The organism is Gordonibacter sp. 28C (genome assembly GCF_003339845.1).
GTDB lineage: Bacteria > Actinomycetota > Coriobacteriia > Coriobacteriales > Eggerthellaceae > Gordonibacter.
In genome coordinates this window covers 138183-160520 of the sequence record NZ_PPTR01000003.1, presented here as the reverse complement: position 1 = coordinate 160520, position 22338 = coordinate 138183, and the positions used below count along the sequence as shown (strand labels likewise).

18 protein-coding genes are annotated in these 22338 nt (G+C 67.4%); 17 read left to right on the top strand and 1 reads right to left on the bottom strand.

Annotated elements, in window-relative coordinates:
- Nucleotides 1–34: 34 nt before the first annotated feature.
- Nucleotides 35–1618, bottom strand: a complete 1584-nt coding sequence (locus tag C1878_RS04900; RefSeq protein ID WP_114600581.1) for a LuxR C-terminal-related transcriptional regulator — start codon at nucleotides 1616–1618, stop codon at nucleotides 35–37.
- 341 nt (nucleotides 1619–1959) lie between these two features.
- On the opposite strand from C1878_RS04900, the gene C1878_RS04895 reads away from it, so the two are divergent.
- From C1878_RS04895 to rnhA, 17 genes are all read left to right on the top strand, one after another.
- Nucleotides 1960–4110, top strand: coding sequence for a molybdopterin-dependent oxidoreductase (locus tag C1878_RS04895; protein WP_158539721.1), 2151 nt, complete (start codon nucleotides 1960–1962; stop codon nucleotides 4108–4110).
- Between the two features lie 4 nt (nucleotides 4111–4114).
- Entirely contained in the window at nucleotides 4115–4657 is a 543-nt protein-coding gene (locus C1878_RS04890) for a 4Fe-4S dicluster domain-containing protein (RefSeq protein WP_114600579.1), read from the top strand.
- A gap of 7 nt (nucleotides 4658–4664) precedes the next feature.
- Nucleotides 4665–5546 carry an NrfD/PsrC family molybdoenzyme membrane anchor subunit gene (nrfD, locus tag C1878_RS04885; RefSeq protein ID WP_114600578.1) on the top strand — a complete coding sequence of 294 codons (882 nt, stop codon included), beginning with the start codon at nucleotides 4665–4667 and terminating at the stop codon, nucleotides 5544–5546.
- A 1259-nt stretch (nucleotides 5547–6805) separates the two neighbouring features.
- Nucleotides 6806–8542, top strand: a complete 1737-nt coding sequence (gene hisZ, locus C1878_RS04880; protein ID WP_114600577.1) for an ATP phosphoribosyltransferase regulatory subunit — start codon at nucleotides 6806–6808, stop codon at nucleotides 8540–8542.
- Nucleotides 8543–8545: 3 nt separating this feature from the next.
- Entirely contained in the window at nucleotides 8546–9877 is a 1332-nt protein-coding gene (hisD, locus tag C1878_RS04875; protein WP_114600576.1) for a histidinol dehydrogenase, read from the top strand.
- Nucleotides 9870–10946 carry a histidinol-phosphate transaminase gene (hisC, locus tag C1878_RS04870; RefSeq protein WP_114600575.1) on the top strand — a complete coding sequence of 359 codons (1077 nt, stop codon included), beginning with the start codon at nucleotides 9870–9872 and terminating at the stop codon, nucleotides 10944–10946. Before hisD ends, hisC begins: the two co-directional genes overlap by 8 nt.
- A gap of 155 nt (nucleotides 10947–11101) precedes the next feature.
- Nucleotides 11102–11695 carry an imidazoleglycerol-phosphate dehydratase HisB gene (hisB, locus tag C1878_RS04865; RefSeq protein ID WP_114600574.1) on the top strand — a complete coding sequence of 198 codons (594 nt, stop codon included), beginning with the start codon at nucleotides 11102–11104 and terminating at the stop codon, nucleotides 11693–11695.
- A gap of 184 nt (nucleotides 11696–11879) precedes the next feature.
- Complete coding sequence (locus tag C1878_RS04860; RefSeq protein ID WP_114600573.1) at nucleotides 11880–12713, top strand: imidazole glycerol phosphate synthase subunit HisH; 834 nt, start codon at nucleotides 11880–11882, stop codon at nucleotides 12711–12713.
- A gap of 5 nt (nucleotides 12714–12718) precedes the next feature.
- A complete protein-coding gene (hisA, locus tag C1878_RS04855; protein WP_114600775.1) occupies nucleotides 12719–13507 on the top strand; it encodes a 1-(5-phosphoribosyl)-5-[(5-phosphoribosylamino)methylideneamino]imidazole-4-carboxamide isomerase in 789 nt (262 codons plus the stop codon).
- Nucleotides 13501–14265, top strand: coding sequence for an imidazole glycerol phosphate synthase subunit HisF (gene hisF / locus C1878_RS04850; RefSeq protein ID WP_114600572.1), 765 nt, complete (start codon nucleotides 13501–13503; stop codon nucleotides 14263–14265). The genes hisA and hisF overlap by 7 nt, the downstream gene beginning before the upstream one ends.
- A 147-nt stretch (nucleotides 14266–14412) precedes the next feature.
- Nucleotides 14413–15408 carry a YhcG family protein gene (locus C1878_RS04845; RefSeq protein WP_114600571.1) on the top strand — a complete coding sequence of 332 codons (996 nt, stop codon included), beginning with the start codon at nucleotides 14413–14415 and terminating at the stop codon, nucleotides 15406–15408.
- A 47-nt stretch (nucleotides 15409–15455) separates the two neighbouring features.
- On the top strand, nucleotides 15456–15773 hold the full coding sequence (gene hisI / locus C1878_RS04840) for a phosphoribosyl-AMP cyclohydrolase (RefSeq protein WP_114600570.1): 318 nt from the start codon (nucleotides 15456–15458) through the stop codon (nucleotides 15771–15773).
- 257 nt (nucleotides 15774–16030) lie between these two features.
- On the top strand, nucleotides 16031–16693 hold the full coding sequence (gene fsa / locus C1878_RS04835; protein ID WP_114600569.1) for a fructose-6-phosphate aldolase: 663 nt from the start codon (nucleotides 16031–16033) through the stop codon (nucleotides 16691–16693).
- Entirely contained in the window at nucleotides 16690–18405 is a 1716-nt protein-coding gene (gene rho / locus C1878_RS04830) for a transcription termination factor Rho (protein ID WP_114600568.1), read from the top strand. The genes fsa and rho overlap by 4 nt, the downstream gene beginning before the upstream one ends.
- 145 nt (nucleotides 18406–18550) lie before the next feature.
- Entirely contained in the window at nucleotides 18551–19606 is a 1056-nt protein-coding gene (gene sppA / locus C1878_RS04825) for a signal peptide peptidase SppA (protein WP_114600567.1), read from the top strand.
- Complete coding sequence (locus C1878_RS04820; RefSeq protein WP_114600566.1) at nucleotides 19587–21641, top strand: methionine--tRNA ligase; 2055 nt, start codon at nucleotides 19587–19589, stop codon at nucleotides 21639–21641. The genes sppA and C1878_RS04820 overlap by 20 nt, the downstream gene beginning before the upstream one ends.
- 48 nt (nucleotides 21642–21689) lie before the next feature.
- Nucleotides 21690–22166 (top strand): ribonuclease HI, encoded by a 477-nt coding sequence (gene rnhA, locus C1878_RS04815; protein ID WP_114600565.1) that lies wholly within the window; start codon nucleotides 21690–21692, stop codon nucleotides 22164–22166.
- Nucleotides 22167–22338: the final 172 nt, after the last annotated feature.

Sequence of the window (22338 nt, the reverse complement as noted above, 5' to 3'; positions counted from 1 at the left end):
GGTCGCGCGCGATCGGAAGCTCGCCGGGTCCCGCTCAGCCGACGTAGCGCTCGATGTAGTTGAGGATGGCCTGGCGAGAGTGCAGGTCGGTCTTGCTGTAGATGCGCATGACGTACGTGTGCACGGTGCCGGGCGAGAGCAAGAGTTCGCCCGCGATCTTGTCCTGCGTGTGCCCGAGTGCGTAAAGCGCCAGCACCTCCGCCTCGCGGTCGGACAGCAGGAACTGCTCCTGCATGCGGCTCGCGTGGCTTTGCATGATGGCCAGCCGCATGGCCGTGGAGGTGTCCGCCGGCTCCTCGAGGCCGAATGCGCGCTGTACCGCGTGGCTCAAAGAGCGCTCGCGGTCCTCGGGCCGCGGCGCCGGGGCGCGCAGATGCGGCAGGCGCAGGAACAGGAACTGGGCGCACAGCAACAGCAGCGCCGCCGCGATGGCGGTGGTCGCCGCGGCCTGGTTTATGGCGCCGAGCAGGATCGGCATGCCCACGTTCGTCAGCGCGCGCGGCAGCAGAAACGCGATCAGGCCGCCGCCCACGTAGTAGTACGGATCCCGCTGCCCGAAGTTCATGAAAGCGAGCGCCACGTACCAGGTGTAGGCCAAAAGCAGCACGTCCAACACGTAGGTGAAGCTCAGCCCGATATCAAGGTTGCCGGGGAAGAAGCTGCACGCCAACAGCGCGAGCACGGCCAGGTTCTGCATGACCAGCCAGATTCCCGCCGTCATGACATCGCTGTTCTCGTCGAGCGCCACGTACAGCAGCACCGCCGCCACTATTATGGTCAGCACGAAGTACACGCCCAGCGTGGCCGGCGTGTAGGGGATGGGCACTCCCAGGGGAAACACGCGGATGACGGCTTTTGCCAGCGCGAGTATCCAGATTCCCACGGCGGTGACGATGAGAAGGCGCTTGTCGTCCGCCATCGACCGGGCGAGGCCGAAGTACCCGGTGGAGCCCGTGTCGGAATCCGCCTGCCCCTCCCCGCCGCGCCGCATCCGCGGCAGGGCGAGACGAAGCGCCTCCTGGTCCGGGGGGCGCCGTTGGAGGCGGTGCAGGCAGAGCGCCTGCGCACCGCCCACGGCGGCCAGAAGCGCGTAGGTCGCGCCGCTCGGCAAGAACGCCGCGGCGCAGATGAGCGGCTCGCTGACGATGACGGCTCCGAACACGACGACCGCCGCCGCGGCGGCCGACAGCCCGCGGGCGCCGCGCAGCCAAAAACCCAGGGCGCCGAGGGACGCGGCCTCCAAGACCGTGACCGCGACGAGGCGCGCCGCGGTCACGTCGACGAGCGCGGCCTCGAGCAGGCCGAGCGCGACGGCCGCGAGCGCCTGCGCCACGATGCACCAGACAGCACCCAAACGCACGGTCGAGGAGCGCAGGTGCTCGCTCCGCCGCGCAAGGAGCAGCATGCACAACGCCATGGCCGCGACGGCCGCGAACACCGGCCCGTTCGAGGCGAGCGGGCCGGACAGGCTCAGCGCGCTCTCGTTCACCGCCACGTTGAAGCAGGTGTTGGCGAGCGCGAGCCCTATCGTAACCGGCAGCGTCGCCCGCGCGATGCTCGCGAGCTTGGCGACCCTTCGCTCGGAAGCGTCGCGTTCGAGCGGTGCAGCGTCTGTCATGGTGTACCCTCCCTGCCGGCCCGCACGCGCGACAGCCGCGCGCCGAGCTTGCGGGCCGGGCGTGCGCTCCCGCGCAGAATGGAAGCGGAAGTCCCAGTATACAAGCTTGCCCTCCCCTCGAACCCCCTTTGTTTTTTATACCGCACCGCCTGCGGGCCTTGTACCCGTTTTGAGGGTAACTTTGCGGTTCGCGCCCAAGCTACCGGCAAACAGGGTACGCCCCCTTCCTTCGCCGCCGTATGCTCGGCCGTGCGCGGTTGCCGTGCAAGGGATCGGTCGGCGCGCCGCTTGGCGGCGATCGCCGGGGCGGATCTTGTTCAAGAAGGGAAGGGAGAATCGGTATGGCGATGACGGTTTCAAGGCGAAGCTTCCTCGCTGCGGGCGCGGGCGCGGTGGCGCTCGCCTCTGCGGGAGGGCTTGCGGGAACGGGGCCCGCTTTTGCGGCGGAGGGTTCCAAGGACGGTGCCGCCAACGACGAGCGCGTCACCACGTTGTGCGCCGGTTGCGGGAACAAGTGCGGCATGGCCGCGTACGTGAGGGACGGGAAACTCAGACGGGTGGAGGGCCTCGCGTCCCATCCGTTCACGGGAGGTTACCTCTGCGGGCGCGGCCAAGGGTACCCCGACGTCGCCTACGCGCAGGATCGCGTGCAGACCCCGCTCAAAGCCGACGGGGCGGGTGGGTTCGATCCGGTGTCGTGGGACGAGGCGGTGGCCGACATAGCCCGGCATATGAAGGACGCGGGTCCGCAGAAGGCCGGCTGGTTCCAAGACGGCCGCGGCACGGACAAGTACTACACCCAGCGTCTCATGACCGCGTTCGGCTCGGCCAACTTCTACGACGAGGGCGCGCTTTCCGACGTGGACATATCCACGGTCATCATGGCGGTGCTAGGCGCGTTCCCGGCGCCGAGCGCGGCGGAGTCGAAGTTCATCGTGCTCTTGGACAAGTCGTCCTACGAGGGCGTTCGTCCGGGCGAGATCGAGGAGATCATCAAGGCCCGCGACAACGGCGCGAAGGTGTACGCGGTCGATCCGCGCCTGTGCTCCTTCGGCTCGCTCGCGAGCGAGTGGGTGCCGGTGAAGCCGGGTTCCGAGCTGGCTTTCCTGCTGGGCGTTTCGTCCTTCCTCGTGCAGAACGACCTGTACGACCGCGCGTTCGTGGAGGCGAACGGCCACGGGTTCGAAGACTACGCCCGCGCCCTCGAGGCGTACCCGCTCTCGTGGGCGAGCGAGAAGACGGGCGTCGCGGCCGACAAGCTCGAAGAGGTGGCCCGCGCGCTGGCCGAAGCCGCGCCGCAGAGCTACGTCGACTTGCAGTGGGCGGGCACGCTGGGCACCGGCTACGCGAACAGCGCCGAGGAGATCCGCGCCCTGCTTTTGCTGAACGCGCTGCTGGGCAACTTCAACCAGCCGGGCGGGCTCGTGTTTCCCGTGTCGCCCTGGCTCGGCCCCGACGCCCTCGACGCGTCGGTGTTCGTGCCCACGGCCAAGGTGACGACCCCTCCGGCAGGCGAGGGCGACTTCTCCCTGACGCACGCCACCAGCTGCCAAGCGGGCCTGCGGGCCGGGCTCGAGGCCGCGGTGTTCTGCGAATGCGACCCGCTCACCGACTGGCCCGATTCCGAAGGCACGGCGGCGGCGCTCGAAGCCATCCCGTTCAAGGCCGCCATCGCCACTGCGATGACGCCCACGGCGAAGGCGTCGGACTACGTGCTGCCCGCGCTCACGTACCTCGAGCGTCCCGGCATCGTGGACACGGCCACGGCGGTGACTTCGGTGGCCACGCTGCGCAACAAGGTGATCGAACCGGCAGTGCCCGAGGCGAAGGCGGTGTACGAGATCGTGGTCGCCCTGGCCAAGCCGCTGGGACTCGATACGTATTTCTCGTTCTCGCTCGACGACTACAACGAGGCGCTGTGCAAGGCCTACGGCGTGTCGTACGACGCCCTGCGCAAGGAGAGCGTGGCCGAGATGCCCAAGTGCACGCTCGCGTACGGCACGATGCCGTTCATGATGTCGGCTTCGAAGAAGATCGAGTTCTCCTGCGACGCGTTCGCGGCCGCCGGGCGCAGCGCCACCCCCGCGTGGGTGGAGCCCGCCGTGCAGCCGAGCGGCGACAGGGTGCGCCTCATCACGGGCGACCAGTTCACCCAGGTGCGCTCCTACACGCTCGGGTCCGACCAGCTGCGCCAAGACGCGCTCGACAACGGCATGGACCGTTTGTGGGTGAACCCCGCGGTTGCCGACAAGGCCGGCATCGCCGACGGCGACCGCGTCAAGGTGACGTCCGAGACGGGCCAGACCGTGGCCACGGCGAAGGTGACGGAGAAGGTGCACCCCGAAGCCGTGTACCTGCCGCCTCACTACGGACGCGCCGACCTCGGGTTCGGCGCGAGCCTGCAGAACCTCGTTCCGTGCCAGTACGAACCCGGCACCGGCGCGGCCATGCTCAACGAAGTGCTCGTGACTTTGCAAAAGGAAGGTGCGTGATCCTATGACGCGATACGGAATGCTGGTCGACACCCGGAAATGCGTGGGCTGCCATGCGTGCCGCATGGCCTGCCAGCACCAGAACAACCTGCCGGCCGACGTGTCGTTCATCACGTTCCACGATCGGGAGAGCGGGGCGTTCCCCTCGGTGCGCACCGAGACGGTGCCCACCCAGTGCATGCAGTGCGACGACGCGCCCTGCGCGGCGGTGTGCCCCACCAAAGCGACGTACGTCGACGAGAACCAGACGGTCCGCGTGGACCGCGACCGCTGCATCGGCTGCCGGTACTGCATCGCGGCCTGCCCTTACGGGGCGCGATCGGTCGACCCCGCCACGGGCGTCGTCGACAAGTGCCGGCTGTGCGTGGCCAAGGCCGATCCGGCGAAGCACCCCACCAACTGCGTGAACGCGTGCCCGGCGGGCGTGCGCGTCTTCGGCGATCTGGACGATCCGAGCTCCGAGGTGTCGAAAGCCATCGCCGCTGCGAACGCCCAGCCGCTCGCGAGCAATCTGCTGTCCCATGCCAAGTTCTATTTCGTGAGGTGATGATGACATGTCGTTCGAACCTGTATGGGGCGCCCCCATTATCTGGTACCTGTTCCTTGCCGGCCTCGGCGCCGGGGCCTTCGTGACGGCCGCGTTCTTGGCGTGGCGCCACCCCGACGCGCCCAACATGCGGCGCGTGGCGTACCTTATCGCGCCCATCGCGGTTGCCGTGGGGCTCGTGCTGCTCATGTTCGACGCGGAGGCCGGTCTGCACGACCCGCTGCGCTTCGCGTTGCTGCTGTCAAACGGCGTTTCCGTCATGACCTGGGGCGTGGTGTTCCTGTCCGTGTTCATGGCCGTGTCCGTCGTCGCGCTCGTGCTCAACGTGGCGAAGCGCGCGGTGCCGGCATGGCTCAACGTCGCGGGCGTGGTCGTGAGCGTGTGCGTGGCGGTGTACACCGGCGCGCTCTTGGGCGTGTGCCGCCCGTTCCCCCTGTGGAACAACGCGCTGCTGCCCGTGCTGTTCTTGGTGTCCGCGCTGTCCAGCGGCGCGGCGTCGGTGCTGCTCGTGTCGGTGTTCCTCCACGCCGAGGAGTTCAACCGCGTGGGGGTGCTGAAGAAGTTCCACTTCTGCCTGCCCGTCATCGAGCTGGTGCTGGTGGCGTCGCTTCTGTTCGTGACCAGCTACAACTCCGATGCGGGGTGGATGTCGGCCGCGTCGCTTTTGGCCGGCTCCTACGCGCTGCCGTTCTGGCTCGGGCTCGTGGCCGTGGGCCTGGTGCTGCCGACGGCGCTCGAGACGTGGCTTCTGTTCTTCAGCCCGAAGGAGTTCGAGGAGAGCCGCGGGGCCCACTACATCAGCGCCGCGTCGGACGTCGGCGTGGTGGTGGGCGGCTTCATGCTCCGCTTCCTCGTGGTGTCGGCGGCGCTGCCCATATTGTTCCTGTAGCGGGCGACGGCGCGGCTGCGTTCGACGCGGCCGCGCCCGCCTGCGAAACGCTCCCTGCCGAGCGGTGGGGGCGGAGTCCTCGTCCTACGAAAAGGGGCCGTGGCGGAAAACCCGCCACGGCCCCTTGCCCTTCTCGGCCGTATTTTGCCGCGCTTCGGAATTCTGCGTTAAACAGCATTGACATAGCCCAGGTCAGCTTGGCCCGCAAAGCTTCCGCCGACGCTTCGGAAGGCTCCTTCGCCCAATAAGAAGGCCTCCCATCTCGTCCGATCCCAAAAGACCGGATTCAAAACGTAGCGTTCGTCGGCACGTGCCAAGGGCGGTTTAACAGAGAACTTCGGAGTTTTGGCCGCTTTTCAGGATCTCGTCATTTCGGAGCGCTCGGAGCGCGCTCGCGCGACGTCTTCTCTCACTTTCTACGACCTCCCAGATTAAGGCAGCACGCGAGAAAGCGCGCGGCGAAGTGGGCTCGGAAGATGGCGAGTGTCTTGGGTAAATGGCCGAGGTCCGGCGCTTCCGCTGCTGGATCAAAATCGGCGCAAGCCCGTTCAAAGTCGCGAGGCGCCAGATCGCCATCGAGCGCTTTGCGGAGGCGCGTCGACGGTGGCTTAACGGCGGAGGTGGACCGTTTGGCACAGTAATGACGGATTCTCGCGTTCGGCCCGCCCTGCGAGGGACGCGCCCGTTCCGCCCGAGCACCGCGACCAGGGGAAACTCCCGGGGAAGGCGGGGCAAGGTGCTCCGTCGGCGTGCTTTCGCCTCCGAGCATGCAGAGAATCTGTCATTATTGTGCCACGGACCCGCCTCCGGACTCTTCGATTGGCGCGAGACCGCCGTTCGCCCTCGTCCCGAGCGCCCTCGTCCGCAAGCGCCCTCGTCCGCAAGCGCCCGAACATAGATGCGCGCCATCGGCAGCTGGACAGGGAGCTGGCGTTCGCAAAAGACGGCGTCGAAGAGGCGCGCTGCGAGGAAAGCAACCCGAGGGGACTCCGGGAGAAGTGGGGAAGGCGTGGAGGCGCGCGAACCTGATCGCGAAGTATTGCTTTATCACTCTACTGTGCTAAAGTATAGCGACGCGATGCGGAACGGCGCGCGAGCCGCCGCCGGAAGGCGGGGCGGTGCTATCATCGAATCGCGCGCATCGCACCCTGCGCGTGCGCGGCACTCTGCGCGCGCCGCAACGACACGCAACGTCGACGCGGCTCGCTGCCGCGGGGATCGCCGCGGAACAAGACCACGAGGGAAAGAAGCTCGAACCTATGAATTTCGTCACACCGGCCGGTTTTCGGGACGTGCTCACCGAAGAGGCGCAGCGGCGCGAACGCATCGTCCGCGCCGTGCAGGAGCGCTTCGCCGCGCGCGGCTACGCCCCCATCGAAACGCCCACGCTCGAGGTCATGGACGTGATGCGCGCGGGCGGCAGGCTGCCCGGCTCGGCGTTCAGGTTCTTCGACTCGCAAGGCGACCTTCTGGCCATGCGCCCGGACGTCACCTTGCAGGTGGCTCGCATGGTGGCCACGCGCCTGGCGGACCGTCCGGGGCCGTTCAGGTTCCGCTACATGCAGCGCGTGTTCCGCGAGGCCGAGGTGGAGATGCAGGCCAAGGCGCGCGAGCTCACGCAGATGGGCATCGAGTGCATCGGAGAGGAGGGCCCCGAGGCCGACGCCGAGGTCGTGGACCTTCTGGCGGAGGCCCTGGACGTGGCGGGCGCGCGCGGCTACACGCTGGCCCTGGCCACGGTGGGCGTGCTGCGGGCCTTGCTCGACGCGAGCGGCGCGCCCGCGTGGTGGAAGGAGCGCGTGCTCGACGCCTACCACGCGTCGAACTTCGTGGAGCTCGATCGCCTGACAGCCTCCGACGGCGCCGCGATCCTCGGCGACGCCTCCGACGACGTCCAAGGGGAGCGCGCCGCCGTGCCGCCCGTGTTCGCAACCGCCATCCGCGCGTTGCCGCGCATCCGCGGCGGCCGCGAAGCCATCGACGAGGTGCGTGCCCTCGTGGCGCCGCTCGGGTGCGAGGACGGTCTCGACGCGTTTGCGCGCACGTACGATTTGCTGGAAGAGGCGGGCCTCGGCGAGCGCATCCTGGTGGACTTCTCGGTCATGAGCTCGTTCGACTACTACACGGGCATCGTGTTCGAGGCGTACGCTCCCGGCCTGGGCACGCCGCTCGGCAGCGGCGGCCGCTACGACAACATGATCGCCGCCTACGGCACGAGCCGTCCCGCCGCCGGGTTCGCGTTCTTCTTGGAGCAGGCGATGGCGGCATCTTCCGTTCCGGCGGCTTGCCAGCCGCCGGAACGACTCGACGCTGCGGCTTCGGCCAGCCTGCGACCCCTGCGCATCGCGGTTCCCAAGGGCTCGCTCAACGGCGACACCATCGCGGCGCTCGCCGCGGCGGGGCTCGACGTGAGCGGCCTCGCCGATCCCGGCCGCCAGCTCATCATCAAGAACCCGGGCGTGGAATACGTCATCGTGCGGCCCACCGACGCGCCCGCGTTCGTGGCGCTGGGCGCGGCCGACTGCGGCATCTGCGGCAAGGACTCGCTCTTGGAGGCCGACCCGGACGTCGTGGAGCTGGTGGACCTGGGGTTCGGCGCGTGCCGCTTCGTCGTGGCCGAGCCGGCCGCCGCCGCCGGGGCCGCCGACGAACGCTACCGCGAGCTCGGCTCCATCCGCGTGGCCACGAAGTACCCCGGCATCACGCAGGCCCATTACGCGCGCAAGGGCATGCAGGTGGAGATCGTGAAACTCCACGGAAACATAGAGCTGGCACCATTGACGGGCATGGCCGAGCGCATCGTGGACATCACGGCCACCGGCACCACGCTGCGCGAGAACGACCTCGTGGTGGTCGAAGAGGTGCTGTCGTCGACCGCTCGGTTCTTCGCGAACGCCTGCGCGTTCCGCACCGACGCGCGTATCGTACAATTGACCCAGGCGCTCGCGCGGACCTCCCCGGTCGCGCAGGCGCAGGCGAGCAAGGATAAGGAGTAGCCCATGCGTCGTGTCATACTCGAGCCCGGCGAGGTTTTCTCGAACAAGCACCTCAAGCGCACCGGCGCGTTCAACGCCGCCGCGCTCACGGCGGCCACCGCCATCATCGAGGACGTGCGCGAGCGCGGCGACGCGGCCCTGCGCGAGTACACGGAGAAGTTCGACGGGGTGCGCCTCGATGACTTCCGCGTGCCGCAGCTGGCCGTCGACGAGGCCGCGGCCTACGTGGACGACAAGACGGCGAAGGCGCTGCGCCAGGCCGCCGACCAGATCCGCGACTTCCACGAGCGCCAGCGCCAGCAGAGCTGGTTCACCGTGCGCGAGGACGGCGCGCTCGTGGGCTCGAAAGTGGAGCCGCTGGAGTCCGTGGGCATCTACGTGCCCGGCGGACGCGCGCTCTACCCCTCCACCGTGCTCATGAACGCCCTGCCCGCCGCCGTGGCCGGCGTGCCGCGCATCGTGTGCGTGACGCCGCCCGCGAAGACGGGGAAGCTCGACCCGGCCATTCTCTACGCGTGCCGTTTGGCGGGCGTCACCGAGATCTACGCGGTGGGCGGCGCGCAGGCCGTGGCGGCGCTGGCCTACGGCACCGACACCGTCGAGCCCGTGGCGAAGATCACCGGACCCGGCAACGCCTACGTGGCGGCCGCGAAGAAAGTCGTGTCGGGCGATGTGGGCATCGACATGATAGCCGGTCCTTCCGAGGTGTGCGTCGTGGCCGACGCCACGGCCGATCCGGCGCTCGTGGCCATCGACCTCATGGCCCAAGCCGAGCACGACCCGCTGGCCTCCTGCTACTTGGTCACGTTCGACGCCGCCTACGCCGACGAGGTGGAGCGAGCTGTCGAGCGCCATCTGGAATCTTCCACCCGCGCCGAGATCACCGCCGCGTCGCTGGCCGACCAAGGGCTCGTCGTGGTGTGCGACAGCATCCCGCAAGCTCTCGAAGCCGTGAACGTGATCGCACCCGAGCACCTGGAGCTGCACCTCGACCACGCGTTCGACCTGCTGGGCGCCATCCGCAACGCGGGCGCCATCTTCCTGGGCGCCTGGACGCCGGAGGCCGTGGGCGATTACGTGGCCGGCCCGAACCACACGCTGCCCACGGGCGGCACGGCCCGTTACGCCTCGCCGCTTTCGGTGGACGAGTTCGTGAAGAAGTCGAGCGTCATCCAGTACTCGCCGGCCGCGCTCGCGCGCGACGCCGACGCCGTCACCACCATCGCGCGCCACGAGGGCCTGTGGGCCCACGCCATGAGCGTGGAGATGCGTCAGAACCTGCTGCGTACGGGCAACGTGTTCGGCGACGAGGGCGAAGGCGGTTCGAATGCGTAGCGTGTGCGCGCCGGCCCCCCAGCTGGCCGGCCTGGAGCCCTACGATCCGAAGTACCTGCCCGCAGACGCGTTCCTCTCGGCCAACGAGAACCCGCACGACGTGGACAAGGACGTGCGCCACGAGATCATGCGCGAGGTGAAGCGCGTGAACCTGAACCGCTACCCGGACCCGCTGGCCAACGACCTGCGCGATATGATAGCCGAGGCGAACGGGCTGGACCGCGACCAGGTGCTCGTGGGCAACGGCGGCGACGAGCTCTTGTTCGACCTGGCGCTCGCGTGGGGCGGGCCGGGCCGCACGTTTTTGAACATGCCCCCCACGTTCTCGGTGTATGAAGCCAACGCGCGCCTCACGAACACGACCGTGGCGAACGTGCCGCGCACCGCCGACTTCCGCATCGACGAGGAGGCCGTGCTCGCGCGCGCAGCCGAAGGCGGCATCGACTACCTTATAGTCACCAGCCCCAACAACCCCACGGGCGAGCTGGCGGGCGAGGAGTTCATTTGCAAGCTGCTCGACGCCACCGACGCGCTCGTCATGGTGGACGAGGCGTATTTCGAGTTCTCGCGCCTGACGATGCGCCCGTACCTGGCGCAGCACAAGAACCTGGTCATCCTGCGCACGTTCTCCAAGGCGTTCTCGCTCGCGGGCGTGCGCATGGGCTACATCCTGGGGGACGCCGAGGTGGTGCGCGAGTTCGTGAAGGTGCGCCAGCCGTACTCGGTCGACGCCGTGTCGCAGGCCGTCGCGCGCGTCGTGTACGCGAACCGCGCGAAGTTCGAGCCGGGCATACGCGCCATCATCGACGAGCGTGCGCGCGTCATCGACGGCCTGAAGCGCATCCCGGGCGTGAAGCCGTACCCGTCCGACGCGAACTACGTGCTGTTCCGCATGGAGAACGCGGGCCAGATATGGGAGATGCTCTACGGGCGCGGCGTGCTCGTGCGCGACTTTTCGCGCGCGCCGTACCTGGAGAACTGCCTGCGCGCGAGCATCGGCTCGGCCGAAGAGAACGACGCGTTCCTGCGCGCGCTGCGGGACGCGGTGATGGGCAAGTGCGACTTGTAGGTTGTCATCCTGAGCGAGCGAAGCGCCCAGGTTGTCATCCTGAGCGAAGGCGGCGCAGCCGCCGCAGTCGAAGGATCCCCCGCGGCGTCAGCCGGGAGGCTCCGGGAGGCAGCCTCGACGTTGCCGGACCTGTGGATATAGAAGAAAGGCAAGCCATGAACCAACGAACCGCCGATGTACGGCGCACGACGAACGAGACGGACATCGCGCTTTCCGTGAACCTCGACGGCACGGGCGAGGTGGACGTGGAGACGGGCATCGGGTTCTTCGACCACATGCTCGCGGCGTTCGCCCGCCACGGCCTGTTCGACCTGAAGGTGCGGGTGCAGGGCGACCTCGAAGTTGACGGGCACCACACGGTGGAGGACACCGGTATCGTGCTGGGGCAGGCGTTCGCGCAGGCGCTCGGCGACAAGCGCGGCATCCGGCGCTTCGGCTCGCTCGCGCTGCCCATGGACGAGGCGCTCGTGCTGGCCGCCTGCGACCTGTCGGGCCGCGGCCAGCTTCACTGGGCGCTCGACGTGCCGCCGGTGATGATAGGCGCGTTCGACGCGACGCTCGCCAAGGAGTTCTTCATCGCGTTCGCCGGATGCGCGGGCGCGACGCTGCATGTGCGCGGCTTGGCCGGCGAGAACGCGCATCACATCGTGGAGGCGTCGTTCAAGGCTGCAGCCCGCGCCCTGCGCGAGGCCGTGGAGCCCGACGCCCGCTTGGGCGACGCGCTGCCGTCCACGAAAGGCGCGCTGTAGGTTCCGTCCGCCTGACGGCGACCGGAACGGCTCGACGCTGCGAAGCGTCGATGCGCCCGATCTCGCGGCGATGCCGGGAGCTTGCGTGCAGAAGCACGCGGCGTCTCCGCCATCTCCGCGGTCTCGAGTACTTCGACGCTTCTCGCTGACTTTATTGGAAACGTAAGATGGGAATGTTTGCAAGATGATCGCCGTCGTGGACTATCACAAGGGCAACCTGAAGAGCGTGGAGCGCGGCTTGATTGCGGCCGGCGGGGACGCGTTCGTCACCGACGACGCGGCCGCCATCGCGCGCGCCGACGCCGTGGTGCTGCCGGGCGTGGGCGCCTTCGCCGACGCGTCCGCCACCATGCGCGATCTGGGGCAGATGGAGGCCGTGCGCGACCGCATCGCGGCCGGGGCGCCGTTTCTGGGCATCTGCCTGGGGATGCACCTTCTGTTCGAGGAGGGCACCGAGGGGGCGCCCGACGAGGACGACGAAACGTCCACACACAACGCCCCCGGCCTCGCCGTCCTCCCCGGCGTCGTGGCCGCCATGCCCCGCACCGACGCCGAGGGGCGCGCGTACAAGGTGCCCCACGTGGGATGGAACACCCTCGCCCCGCCGGCCTACCCCGCCGAAGGGTCGGTATCGGGCGCGCTGCCAGCTTCGGTGGGCAGCGGGGGGGCCGTCGACCTCCACCAAGCGAGTTCCGCACGAGCCGGACAGCCCTGTGGGCTGTCCGTGCGAGCAGGACTGCCCGAGCGACTGGAGGTCGACGGCCCCCCCGCGGTGCAGGTCGACTTCAACTGTCCGCTGTTCGCAGGCATTCCGGCGGGGGAGTACTTCTACTTCACTCACAGCTACATCGCGCCGTCCGGGCCGTTCGTCGTGGCGGAGACCGCGCACAGCGTGACGTTCCCCTGCGCCGTGCAGTACCGCGACACGGCGTTCGGCGTGCAGTTCCACCCCGAGAAGAGCTCCGACGCGGGCGCGGCCGTGCTGCGCAACTTCGTTTCCATCGTGAAAGGGGCGTGATCGCCGTGCATCTCCTGCCCGCCATCGACATCTTGGACGGAAAAGCCGTTCGCCTGGCCAAAGGCGACTACGATCGGGTGACGGTCTACCACGACGACCCCGCCGCCCAAGCGCAGCTGTTCGAAGAACAGGGCGCCACGTGGCTGCACGTGGTCGACCTGGACGGCGCGCGCTCGGGCAGCCCCGACAATATCGCCATCATCGAGCGTATCTTGGCGAAGACGCTGCTCAAGGTGGAGGTGGGCGGCGGCATCCGCTCCATGGACACCGTGCAGCGGCTCTACGACGCGGGCGTGTCGCGCGTCGTGCTGGGCACGAGCCTCGTGTCCGACCCTTCCTTCGCCGAGGCCGCCATCGCGCGCTTCAAGGATCTGCTGGTTGCCGGCATCGACGCCAAGGGCGGCGAGGTGGCCGTGGCCGGTTGGCGCGAAGGCTCGGGCGTGGCGGCCGAGGAGCTGGCGCGCCACGTGGCCGATCTGGGCTTCCGCCACCTCGTGTACACCGACATCGCGCGCGACGGCATGCAGACGGGCATCGACCCGGCGGCCTACGAGCGCATGGCGGCCGCGTTCGGCCATCCCGTCACCGCGTCGGGCGGCGTGGCGGGCCTGGCCGACATCGAGGCGCTCGGCCGGGTGGCCGACTGCATCGAGGGCGTCATCGCCGGTCGCGCCGTGTACGAGGGTGCGCTCTCGGTGGCCGACGGCGTGCGCGCCTGCGACGAGGCCACCCGCGCCGCCGACCGCGCCCGCGCGCAGGCCGACCCGTGCGGAAAGGGAGGCGCTCGATGCTAGCCAAACGAGTGATCCCCTGCATGGACGTCAAGGACGGGCGCGTGGTCAAGGGCGTCAACTTCGTGAACCTGCGCGACGCGGGCGATCCCATCGAGCTCGCCCAGCGCTACGACGAGGAGCGCGCCGACGAGGTCATCTTCCTGGACATCACGGCCACGAGCGACGACCGCGCCACCACGGTCGACCTGGCCAGTCGCGCGAGCGAGCAGCTGCACCTGCCGTACTGCGTGGGCGGCGGCTTCCGCAGCGTGGCCGACATCCGCACGATGATAGCCGCCGGTGCCGACAAGGTGTCGGTGAACTCGGCCGCCGTGGCGAATCCCGATCTCATCACGCAGGCAGCCGCCGCGTTCGGCACCCAGGCCATCCTCGTGGCCGTGGACGCCAAGCAGGTGGCGGGCAACCCGAACAAGTGGGAGGTTTACACCCACGGCGGTCGCACGGCCACCGGCATCGACGCCGTGGCGTGGGCCGCCGAGGCGGCCCGGCGCGGGGCGGGGGAGATCCTGCTCACCAGCATGGACCGCGACGGCAGCCGCGACGGCTTCGACTGCGCGCTCACCCGCGCCGTCGCGCGCACGGTGAACATCCCGGTCATCGCCTCGGGCGGCGTCGGCAAGCTGGAACATTTCGCCCAAGGCGTCATCGAGGGCGAGGCCGATGCCGTGTTGGCCGCCAGCGTGTTCCACTTCGGCGAGCTCACCGTCCGCCAAGTGAAGGAGCACATGCGCGCGCAGGGCATCCCGGTGCGGTTGTAGTGCCTCTCGTGTGCCTGTGAAAAAGGAACATTTGTTCTTGATTATGAAGCAGGAAGAATCTATACTATGTAGCAGGTTGGTGCATGCCTAACCGCTATTGGGACAGCCTCGTACCGTACTCGCACGCGAGAAAGAGGAGGCTGCATCATGCTTGCCAACAATGACGACTATAGGGATGCTTTTTGGCACATCAAGCAAGAAATCGCCGTATCCCAACAGCGCGCCGTCATGGGCGCCAACGCCGAGATGGTCCGCCTCTATTGGCGCGTCGGCTCGGTGTTGAATGATAATTCCCAGTACGGAAGAACGTTCATAGAATCTCTTGCAAAAGATTTACGACAGGCGTTTCCAGGAATCAAAGGTTTCTCTGCTCGCAGCATGTGGTACATGCAGAAATTCGCGAATGAAGTTGACGCGGAATTCTGCAGCAGCTGCTGCAGAATTCCCTGGGGACACGCAATGTACCTTCTCGACAAGACAAAACCGGGTGCCGAACGCGAATGGTACGTTCAAGCTACCATCGAAAGCGGTTGGAGCCGTGCGGTTCTCGTGCACCAAATCGAGACCAGGCTCTACGAGCGGCAAGTGCTTTCCGGAAAGGTGAGCAACTTCGAGAGGACGTTGCCGCCGCCGGAGAGCGAGCTTGCACAGCAGGTGCTCAAAGACCCCTATGTTTTCGACTTCATCACGGCAAGACGGGGGGCTGTCGAGCACGAGGTGGAAGAAAGGATGATGGAGAACCTCACCAAGCTCTTGCTTGAGCTTGGCACGGGGTTCGCGTTCGTCGGAAGACAGTACCATCTTGCGGTGGGCGAGCAGGATTTCTATATCGACCTGTTGTTCTACAACATCAAGCTGCGAAGCTACGTGGTCGTCGAATTGAAGAACGCCTCGTTCAAGCCCGAATACGCTGGCAAACTCAACTTCTACCTTTCGGCGGTTGACGATTTGCTGCGCACCGAGCACGACAACCACAGCATTGGATTGCTTTTGTGCAAGATGAAGGACAACGTGGTTGCCGAGTACGCTCTGCGCGACATCAACAAGCCGATGGGCGTCAGCGAGTATCGGCTTGCCGAGGTGCTGCCGGAGGACTTCGCCGATTTGCTGCCCTCGCCGGAAGACATCGAGAAACGGTTGTAAACTGAAATTCTGCAACGTCTGTTGCGCAATTGAGTGAGGAACAGCTTATGAACATACCCGACCTGACCTACAACGCCGACGGCCTCGTTCCCTGCATCGTGCAGGATGCGGACACGCTCGAGGTGCTCATGATGGCGTGGATGAACGCGGAATCGCTGGCGCTCACGCTCGAGCGCGGGGAGACGGTGTTCTGGAGCCGCAGCCGCCAGGAACTGTGGCACAAGGGCGCCACCTCGGGAAACGTGCAGAAACTCGTGGAGCTGCGCTACGACTGCGACGCCGACACGCTGCTCGCGCTTGTTCATCCGGCGGGCCCCGCCTGCCATACGGGCGAGAGGAGCTGTTTTTTTCGCACGGTGGGCTGAGGACGTCCCGCGCGGAAGGCCGGCCCTCTGTCGCGCGGGGCATCTGGCGACGAAGCGTGCTCCAACTTCCATCGCAAATCCACGATATGCGCCTTGATGTGCTTGAACGATCGAGGATCATGCGTTAACATGATCAAAGTTCTGAATATCTTACCCCGTTGGAAAGCCATCTAACATTCAGATTCCCACTTCAGGCATACACGCGTGCGTTCGCGCGCGTTTCAAAGCGATATATCCATAGGTATAAGGAGGACTAGGTGAAATTCTTTCTGGACACCGCCGATCTCGCCGAGATCGAGGAGGCGGCCAGCTGGGGCGTGCTCGCGGGCGTGACCACGAACCCGACGCTCTACGCGCGCACGGGCGGCAAGCTCGCCGATTTCCACAGCCACATCAAGCGCATCTGCGAGCTGGTGGACGGCCCCGTGTCCGCCGAGAGCGTGGCCATGACGCGCGAAGAGATGGTGCGCGACGGCCGCGAACTGGCCGCGCTCGCCGACAACGTGGTGGTGAAGCTGCCCACCACGATCGAGGGTTTGGCCGCCACGAAGCAGCTGGCAAGCGAAGGCGTTCCCGTGAACATGACGCTGTGCTTCAGCGTGCCGCAGGCCATCATGGCCGCCCGCGCCGGCGCCCGCTACATCAGCCCGTTCGTGGGTCGCTTCGACGACATCTCCGAAGACGGCCTGGGCCAGCTGAACGACGTCGTGACGGCTGTGAACAACTACGACTTCGGCCACGACGTCGAGATCATCGCGGCATCCGTGCGCAGCGCGAACCACGTGACGCAGGCCGCCCTCATGGGCGCCGACATCGCCACCGTGCCGTTTGCGGCGCTGAAGAAGTGCGTGCAGCATCCGCTCACCGACCGCGGCCTCGACGCCTTCATGAAGGACTGGGAGAAAGTGCAGAACGCATGAGCGATAACGAAACAGCTTCCATGACCGCCGAGGCTCCCGCGCCGGCGAGCAAGCCCACCCGCCGCCGCTCCACGAGCGTGAACGCGAAAGCCGCCGCGGCGAAGGAGCCGGCCGCCAAGATCTCCGAGACGCAGGCCGAAGGCGGCGCCCCTGCGACGCGGGCAGCCAGGACTCCGCGCAAGTCCGTGAAGGCGGGCGGCACGGCCGCCCCGCAGCAGGGCCCCGGCACCGCCAAGCGCCCGGGTCAGAACTCCAGCGGCCGCAACAACGCGGGCTCCAGCCAAAGCGGCGGCAACCGCCAAAAGCAGAACGGCAACCAGCGCCAAAACGCTTCCGGCGGCAAGCAGGGCAACAACAGCAACAACAATAACAACAACCGCCGCCAGCGTCGGCCGCACGACAACAACCGCGGCCCCCGCGAGGTGCAGCCCAGCGTGTCGCGCGACGACCTGACGAAGCTCAAGGTGGCCGAGCTGCGCGAGAAGGCGGCCGAACTGGGCGTGGACGCCGCGGGCCTGAAGAAGGCCGAGCTCGTGGAGGCCGTGTTCGAGGCCAGCGTGAAGGCCGAGGGCTTCATCGAGGTGTCGGGCATCCTTGACATCCTGGCCGACGGCTACGGCTTTCTGCGCACGCAGGGCTACCTGCCCAGCGAGTCGGACTGCTACGTGGGACTTTCCACCATACGCCGCAACGGTCTGCGCAAGGGCGACCTTGTAACCGGCCAGACGCGCCCCGCGCGCGAGAACGAGAAGTACGCCGCCATCCAGAAGGTCACGGCCGTGAACGGCACGCCCATCGAAGAGTGCGGCAACCGCGTGCGCTTCGGCGACCTCACGCCGGTGTACCCCGACGAGTGCTTCCATATGGAGCACGGCAAGAGCACCGTCACGGCGCGCGTCATCGACCTGGTTTCGCCCATCGGCAAGGGCCAGCGCGGCCTGATCGTGAGCCCCCCGAAGGCCGGCAAGACCACCGTGCTGAAGGACATCGCGGCGGCCATCAGCGCGAACAACCCCGAGGTGCACCTCATGTGCCTGCTCGTGGACGAGCGTCCCGAGGAGGTCACCGACATGGAGCGCTCCATCAAGGGCGAGGTCGTGTCCTCCACGTTCGACATGCCCACGGAGAACCACATCGCCGTGGCCGAGCTCGTCATCGAGCGCGCGAAGCGGCTCGTTGAATGCGGCAAGGACGTCGTCGTGCTGCTGGACTCTCTCACGCGCCTCGCGCGCGCCTACAACCTGGCGCAGCCCGCGTCGGGCCGCATCCTGTCCGGCGGCGTGGACTCCACGGCGCTCTATCCGCCGAAGCGCTTTCTGGGCGCCGCACGCAACATCGAGCACGGCGGCAGCCTCACCATCCTCGCCTCGGCTCTCATCGACACCGGCTCCAAAATGGACGAGGTCATCTTCGAGGAGTTCAAGGGCACGGGCAACATGGAGCTCAAGCTCGACCGCAACCTGGCCGATCGCCGCATCTTCCCGGCCATCGACCCGGTGGCGTCCGGCACCCGCAAGGAGGAGCTGCTGCTCGACCCGCAGGAGGCCCCGCTCATCTGGGCCGTGCGCCGCATCCTGTCGAACACGAACAACACCGAGCGCGCCATGGACATGCTCATCAAGTCGCTCAAGCAGACCGACACGAACCAGGAGTTCCTGCTGCGCACGGCCAAGAAGGCCCAGCACAGCAAGGGCGACGCCATAGAGATCTAGCGAGCCGGCAAACAGCCGTCAAGCGGCCGTCAGGCCGGTTCGGCCTGCACAAGCTTATAATGGAACCGCTGTGGGAACCGCATCCGTCTGGTGCGGTTCCCTGGCGCATGAGGTAGTATGATCCCAACCCAAACGAGGAGGGAACATGTCCCAGGACAGCAATTGGCAACAGCAGGTGTGGCAGCAGCCCGCCCAGCCGGGCGCGCCGACGCCCCAGCCGCAAGCGTATCCGCCGTACTACCAGCCCCAGCCGCCTAAGAAGAGCCGCGGCTGGATCGTCGCGCTCGTGGCGGTGCTGTGCGTGTTCGGCATCATCGCGCTGGGCATGTGGTCGTGCACCTCGGCCGTGTCCTCGTCGTTCGGCACGCTGGGTGCGCTGGGCACCTCCTCGTACACGTCCGACGCCGACTACCTCACCTCCGACGCCATCGGCGTCATCGACGTGGACGGCACCATCCAGTACGACGGCACCACGTGCAGCCCCGAGGGCCTGAAGGCGCAGCTCGACCGCGCCGAGCAGAACAACCACATCAAGGCCGTGGTGCTGCGCGTCAACTCCGGCGGCGGCACGGCCACGGCCGGCGAGGAGATGGCCGACTACGTGCGCGGCTTCAGCAAGCCCGTCGTGGTTTCGAGCGCGTCCATGAACGCGAGCGCCGCCTACGAGATATCCAGCCAGGCCGACTACATCTACACGGCCAAGACCACGGCCATCGGAGCCATCGGCACGGCCCTGCAGATCACCGACCTGTCGGGCCTCATGGAGAAGCTGGGCATATCCATCGAGAACGTCACGTCGTCGGACAGCAAGGATTCCAGCTACGGCACGCGCGCGCTCACCGACGAGGAGCGCGCCTACTACCAGAACATGGTCAACCAGATCAACGAGACGTTCATCCAGACGGTCGCCGAGGGCCGCGGCATGAGCACCGACGAGGTGCGCGCGCTGGCCACCGGCATGACGTTCACCGGCATGGAGGCCGTGGAGAACGGCCTGGCCGACGAGATCGGCACGAAGGAGGACGCCGTGGCGAAGGCCGCCGCGCTCGCCGGCGTGTCCACCACCAAGACGGTCGCCCTGCAGAACCCCACGTCGAGCCTGAACGACCTGCTGAACCTGATGTCGTCCAGCCGCGTGTCGGCCGACGACTTGTCCCAAGCCCTGAAGGAGCTGGAAAACGATGGCAGCCTCGCCCGATAACGTACAACACCTGAGCGCCGCGCCCGCCGAGGAGCGCGTCGCCTGGCCGAAGCGCGCCGTGGTGACGGCCGGCATGCCCTACGGCAACAAGCCCCTGCACTTCGGCCACATCGCCGGCGTGTTCGTGCCGGCCGACTGCTTCGCGCGCTTCCTGCGCGACCGCATCGGGCCCGAGAACGTGCGCTTCATCAGCGGCACGGACTGCTTCGGCTCGCCCATCAACGAAGGCTACCGCAAGCTCGTGGAGGCCGGCGAGTTCGACGGCACCATCGAGGAGTACGTGCGGCGCAACCACGACGCCCAGAAGGCAACGCTCGACGCCTACGGCATCAGCCTGTCCATCTACGAGGGGTCCGGCATGGGCCACTCCGGCGACGTGCACCAGCTCATCAGCGAGAAGTTCATCGAGAAGCTGCACGAGAACGGGCACTTGCACAAGCGCGCCACGCTGCAGTTCTACGACGTCGAGGCCGGCACGTTCCTGAACGGCCGCCAGGTGGTCGGCCGCTGCCCCGTGCAGGGCTGCAAGTCCGAGCACGCCTACGCCGACGAGTGCGACCTGGGGCACAGCTACGCGCCCGAGGACCTCATCGCGCCGAAGTCGTCGCTCACGGGCACCGTGCCCGAGATGCGCCCGGTGGAGAACTGGTACTTCGACCTGCCCGCCTTCGGCGACTTCCTGCGCGAGCGCACGGCCGAGCTCGAGGCCGACCCGAACGTCCGCCCCATCGTGCCGCAGGCCGTCAAGGAGTTCCTGGCGCCCCCCGTCGTCTACATCAAGAACGACGCGCGCGAGGCCTACGAGGCCGTGGCCGCCGACCTGCCGGCCCACGAGGTGCGCGAACCCGAGAAGGGCAAGCAGAGCTTCGAGATAGAGTTCAAGACCATCGACGACCGCGACGCGGCGCGCGACGTGCTGGGAGGGGCGGGCATCCGCTTCCGCACCGGCAAGGCGCTCGTGCCGTTCCGCATCACGGGCAACATCGAATGGGGCGTGAAGGCGCCGGTCATCGACGGCGTGGAGGGCCTCACCGTGTGGTGCTGGCCGGAGAGCCTGTGGGCACCCATGTCGTTCACCATGGCCGTGAACGACCAGATGGGGCTGCCGCGCGGCAGCTGGCGCGACTGGTGGTGCTCGGAGGACGCCGAGGTCTACCAGTTCATCGGCCAGGACAACCTGTACTTCTACGGCGTGGCGCAGCCGGCGCTCATCGAGGCGCTGCGACCCGGCGACATCCTCGCCCCCGGCGTGACGGACAACCCCATCCGCCAGACGCGGCTCGTGGCCAACCACCACATCCTGTTCGGCGACAAGAAGGCGTCGTCGTCGGGTTCCGTGAAGCCGCCCACGGCCGACGAGCTTTTGGACTTCTACACGGTCGAGCAGCTGCGCGCGCACTTCCTGGCGCTCGGCCTGGACCAGAAGTCCGTGGGCTTCAAGCCCAAGCCGTTTCTGGCCACCGAGGAGGAGCTGGCCGACCCGCGCGTGGCCGACCCGGTGCTCAAGGAGGGCGCGCTGCTCACCAACGTGTTCAACCGCCTGGCCCGCAGCTGCTTCTACGAGGCGCAGAAGAACTTCGAGGGCTACCTGCCGCTCGGCCGTCCCACGGAAGCCGCGCTCGCGCGCGCGAACGAGACGCTCGCGGCTTACGACCGGCTCATGCTGAAGGTGGAGCTGCACTCCGTCATGTCGCTCATGGACGAGTTCATCCGCTTCGCGAACAAACACTGGTCCGACGGCATCCGCGCGGCCGAGCTCGAGGACGACGACGAGTTGCGCCGCCAGGTGCTCGTGGACTCGTTCTACCTGCTGCGCGTGGCCACGCTGCTCATGCACCCCATCGTGCCGGCGGGCACCGAGAAGATATGCGACTACCTGAGCTTCGACTTCGACGACTTCTTCAGCTGGAACTACGATCTGGAGAACGTGGACGAGCTGTGCAGCGCCGGAGAGATCGACGAGCGCCGCCACCGCATCCGCGATCTGCCGCCCCGGTTCGACTTCTTCGAGAAGCATCCCTCGCAGTACAAGTAATCCGAAGGCGCCGCGCACGCGGCGCCTTCCTCTCTCGAAAGGAAACGCATGCAGGTAGAGATCTTCACCGACGGCTCGGCGCGGGGCAATCCGGGGCCGGGCGGGTACGGTGCGGTGATGCGTTTCGTGGACAGCGCCGGCAACGTGCACGAGAAGGAGCTCTCCCAAGGCTACGAGCACACGACGAACAACCGCATGGAGCTCATGGCCGCGATCGCGGGGCTCGAGGCGCTCAAGCGGCCGTGCGACGTCACGCTGTACTCCGACTCGCAGTACGTGGTGAACGCCTTCAACCAGCACTGGGTGGAGGGCTGGCTCAAACGCGGTTGGAAGAACTCCCAGAAACAGCCCGTGAAGAACGACGATCTGTGGAAGCGCCTGCTCGCGGCCAAGAAGCCGCACAAGGTGGAGTTCGTGTGGGTGAAGGGCCACGCCGGGCATCCCGAGAACGAGCGCTGCGACGAGCTGGCCACCGCCGCCGCCGACGGGGAAGGGCGCATCGCGGACGAGGGGTTCGCCGGCTAGGGCCGCCCGCGCGGGGCCGAAGGGCGCCGGCCGCGAACGCCCGGCGCGGGGGGCATGCGATGCGCGCGGGCGACGGAAAAGCGGGTCGGGCCTTTCTGCGGCCTTCCGACCGGCCGTTTTCCTGTGAGGTTCCTGTATCGATATGGTTGAACCTTGGAAACGCCCCGGTCAT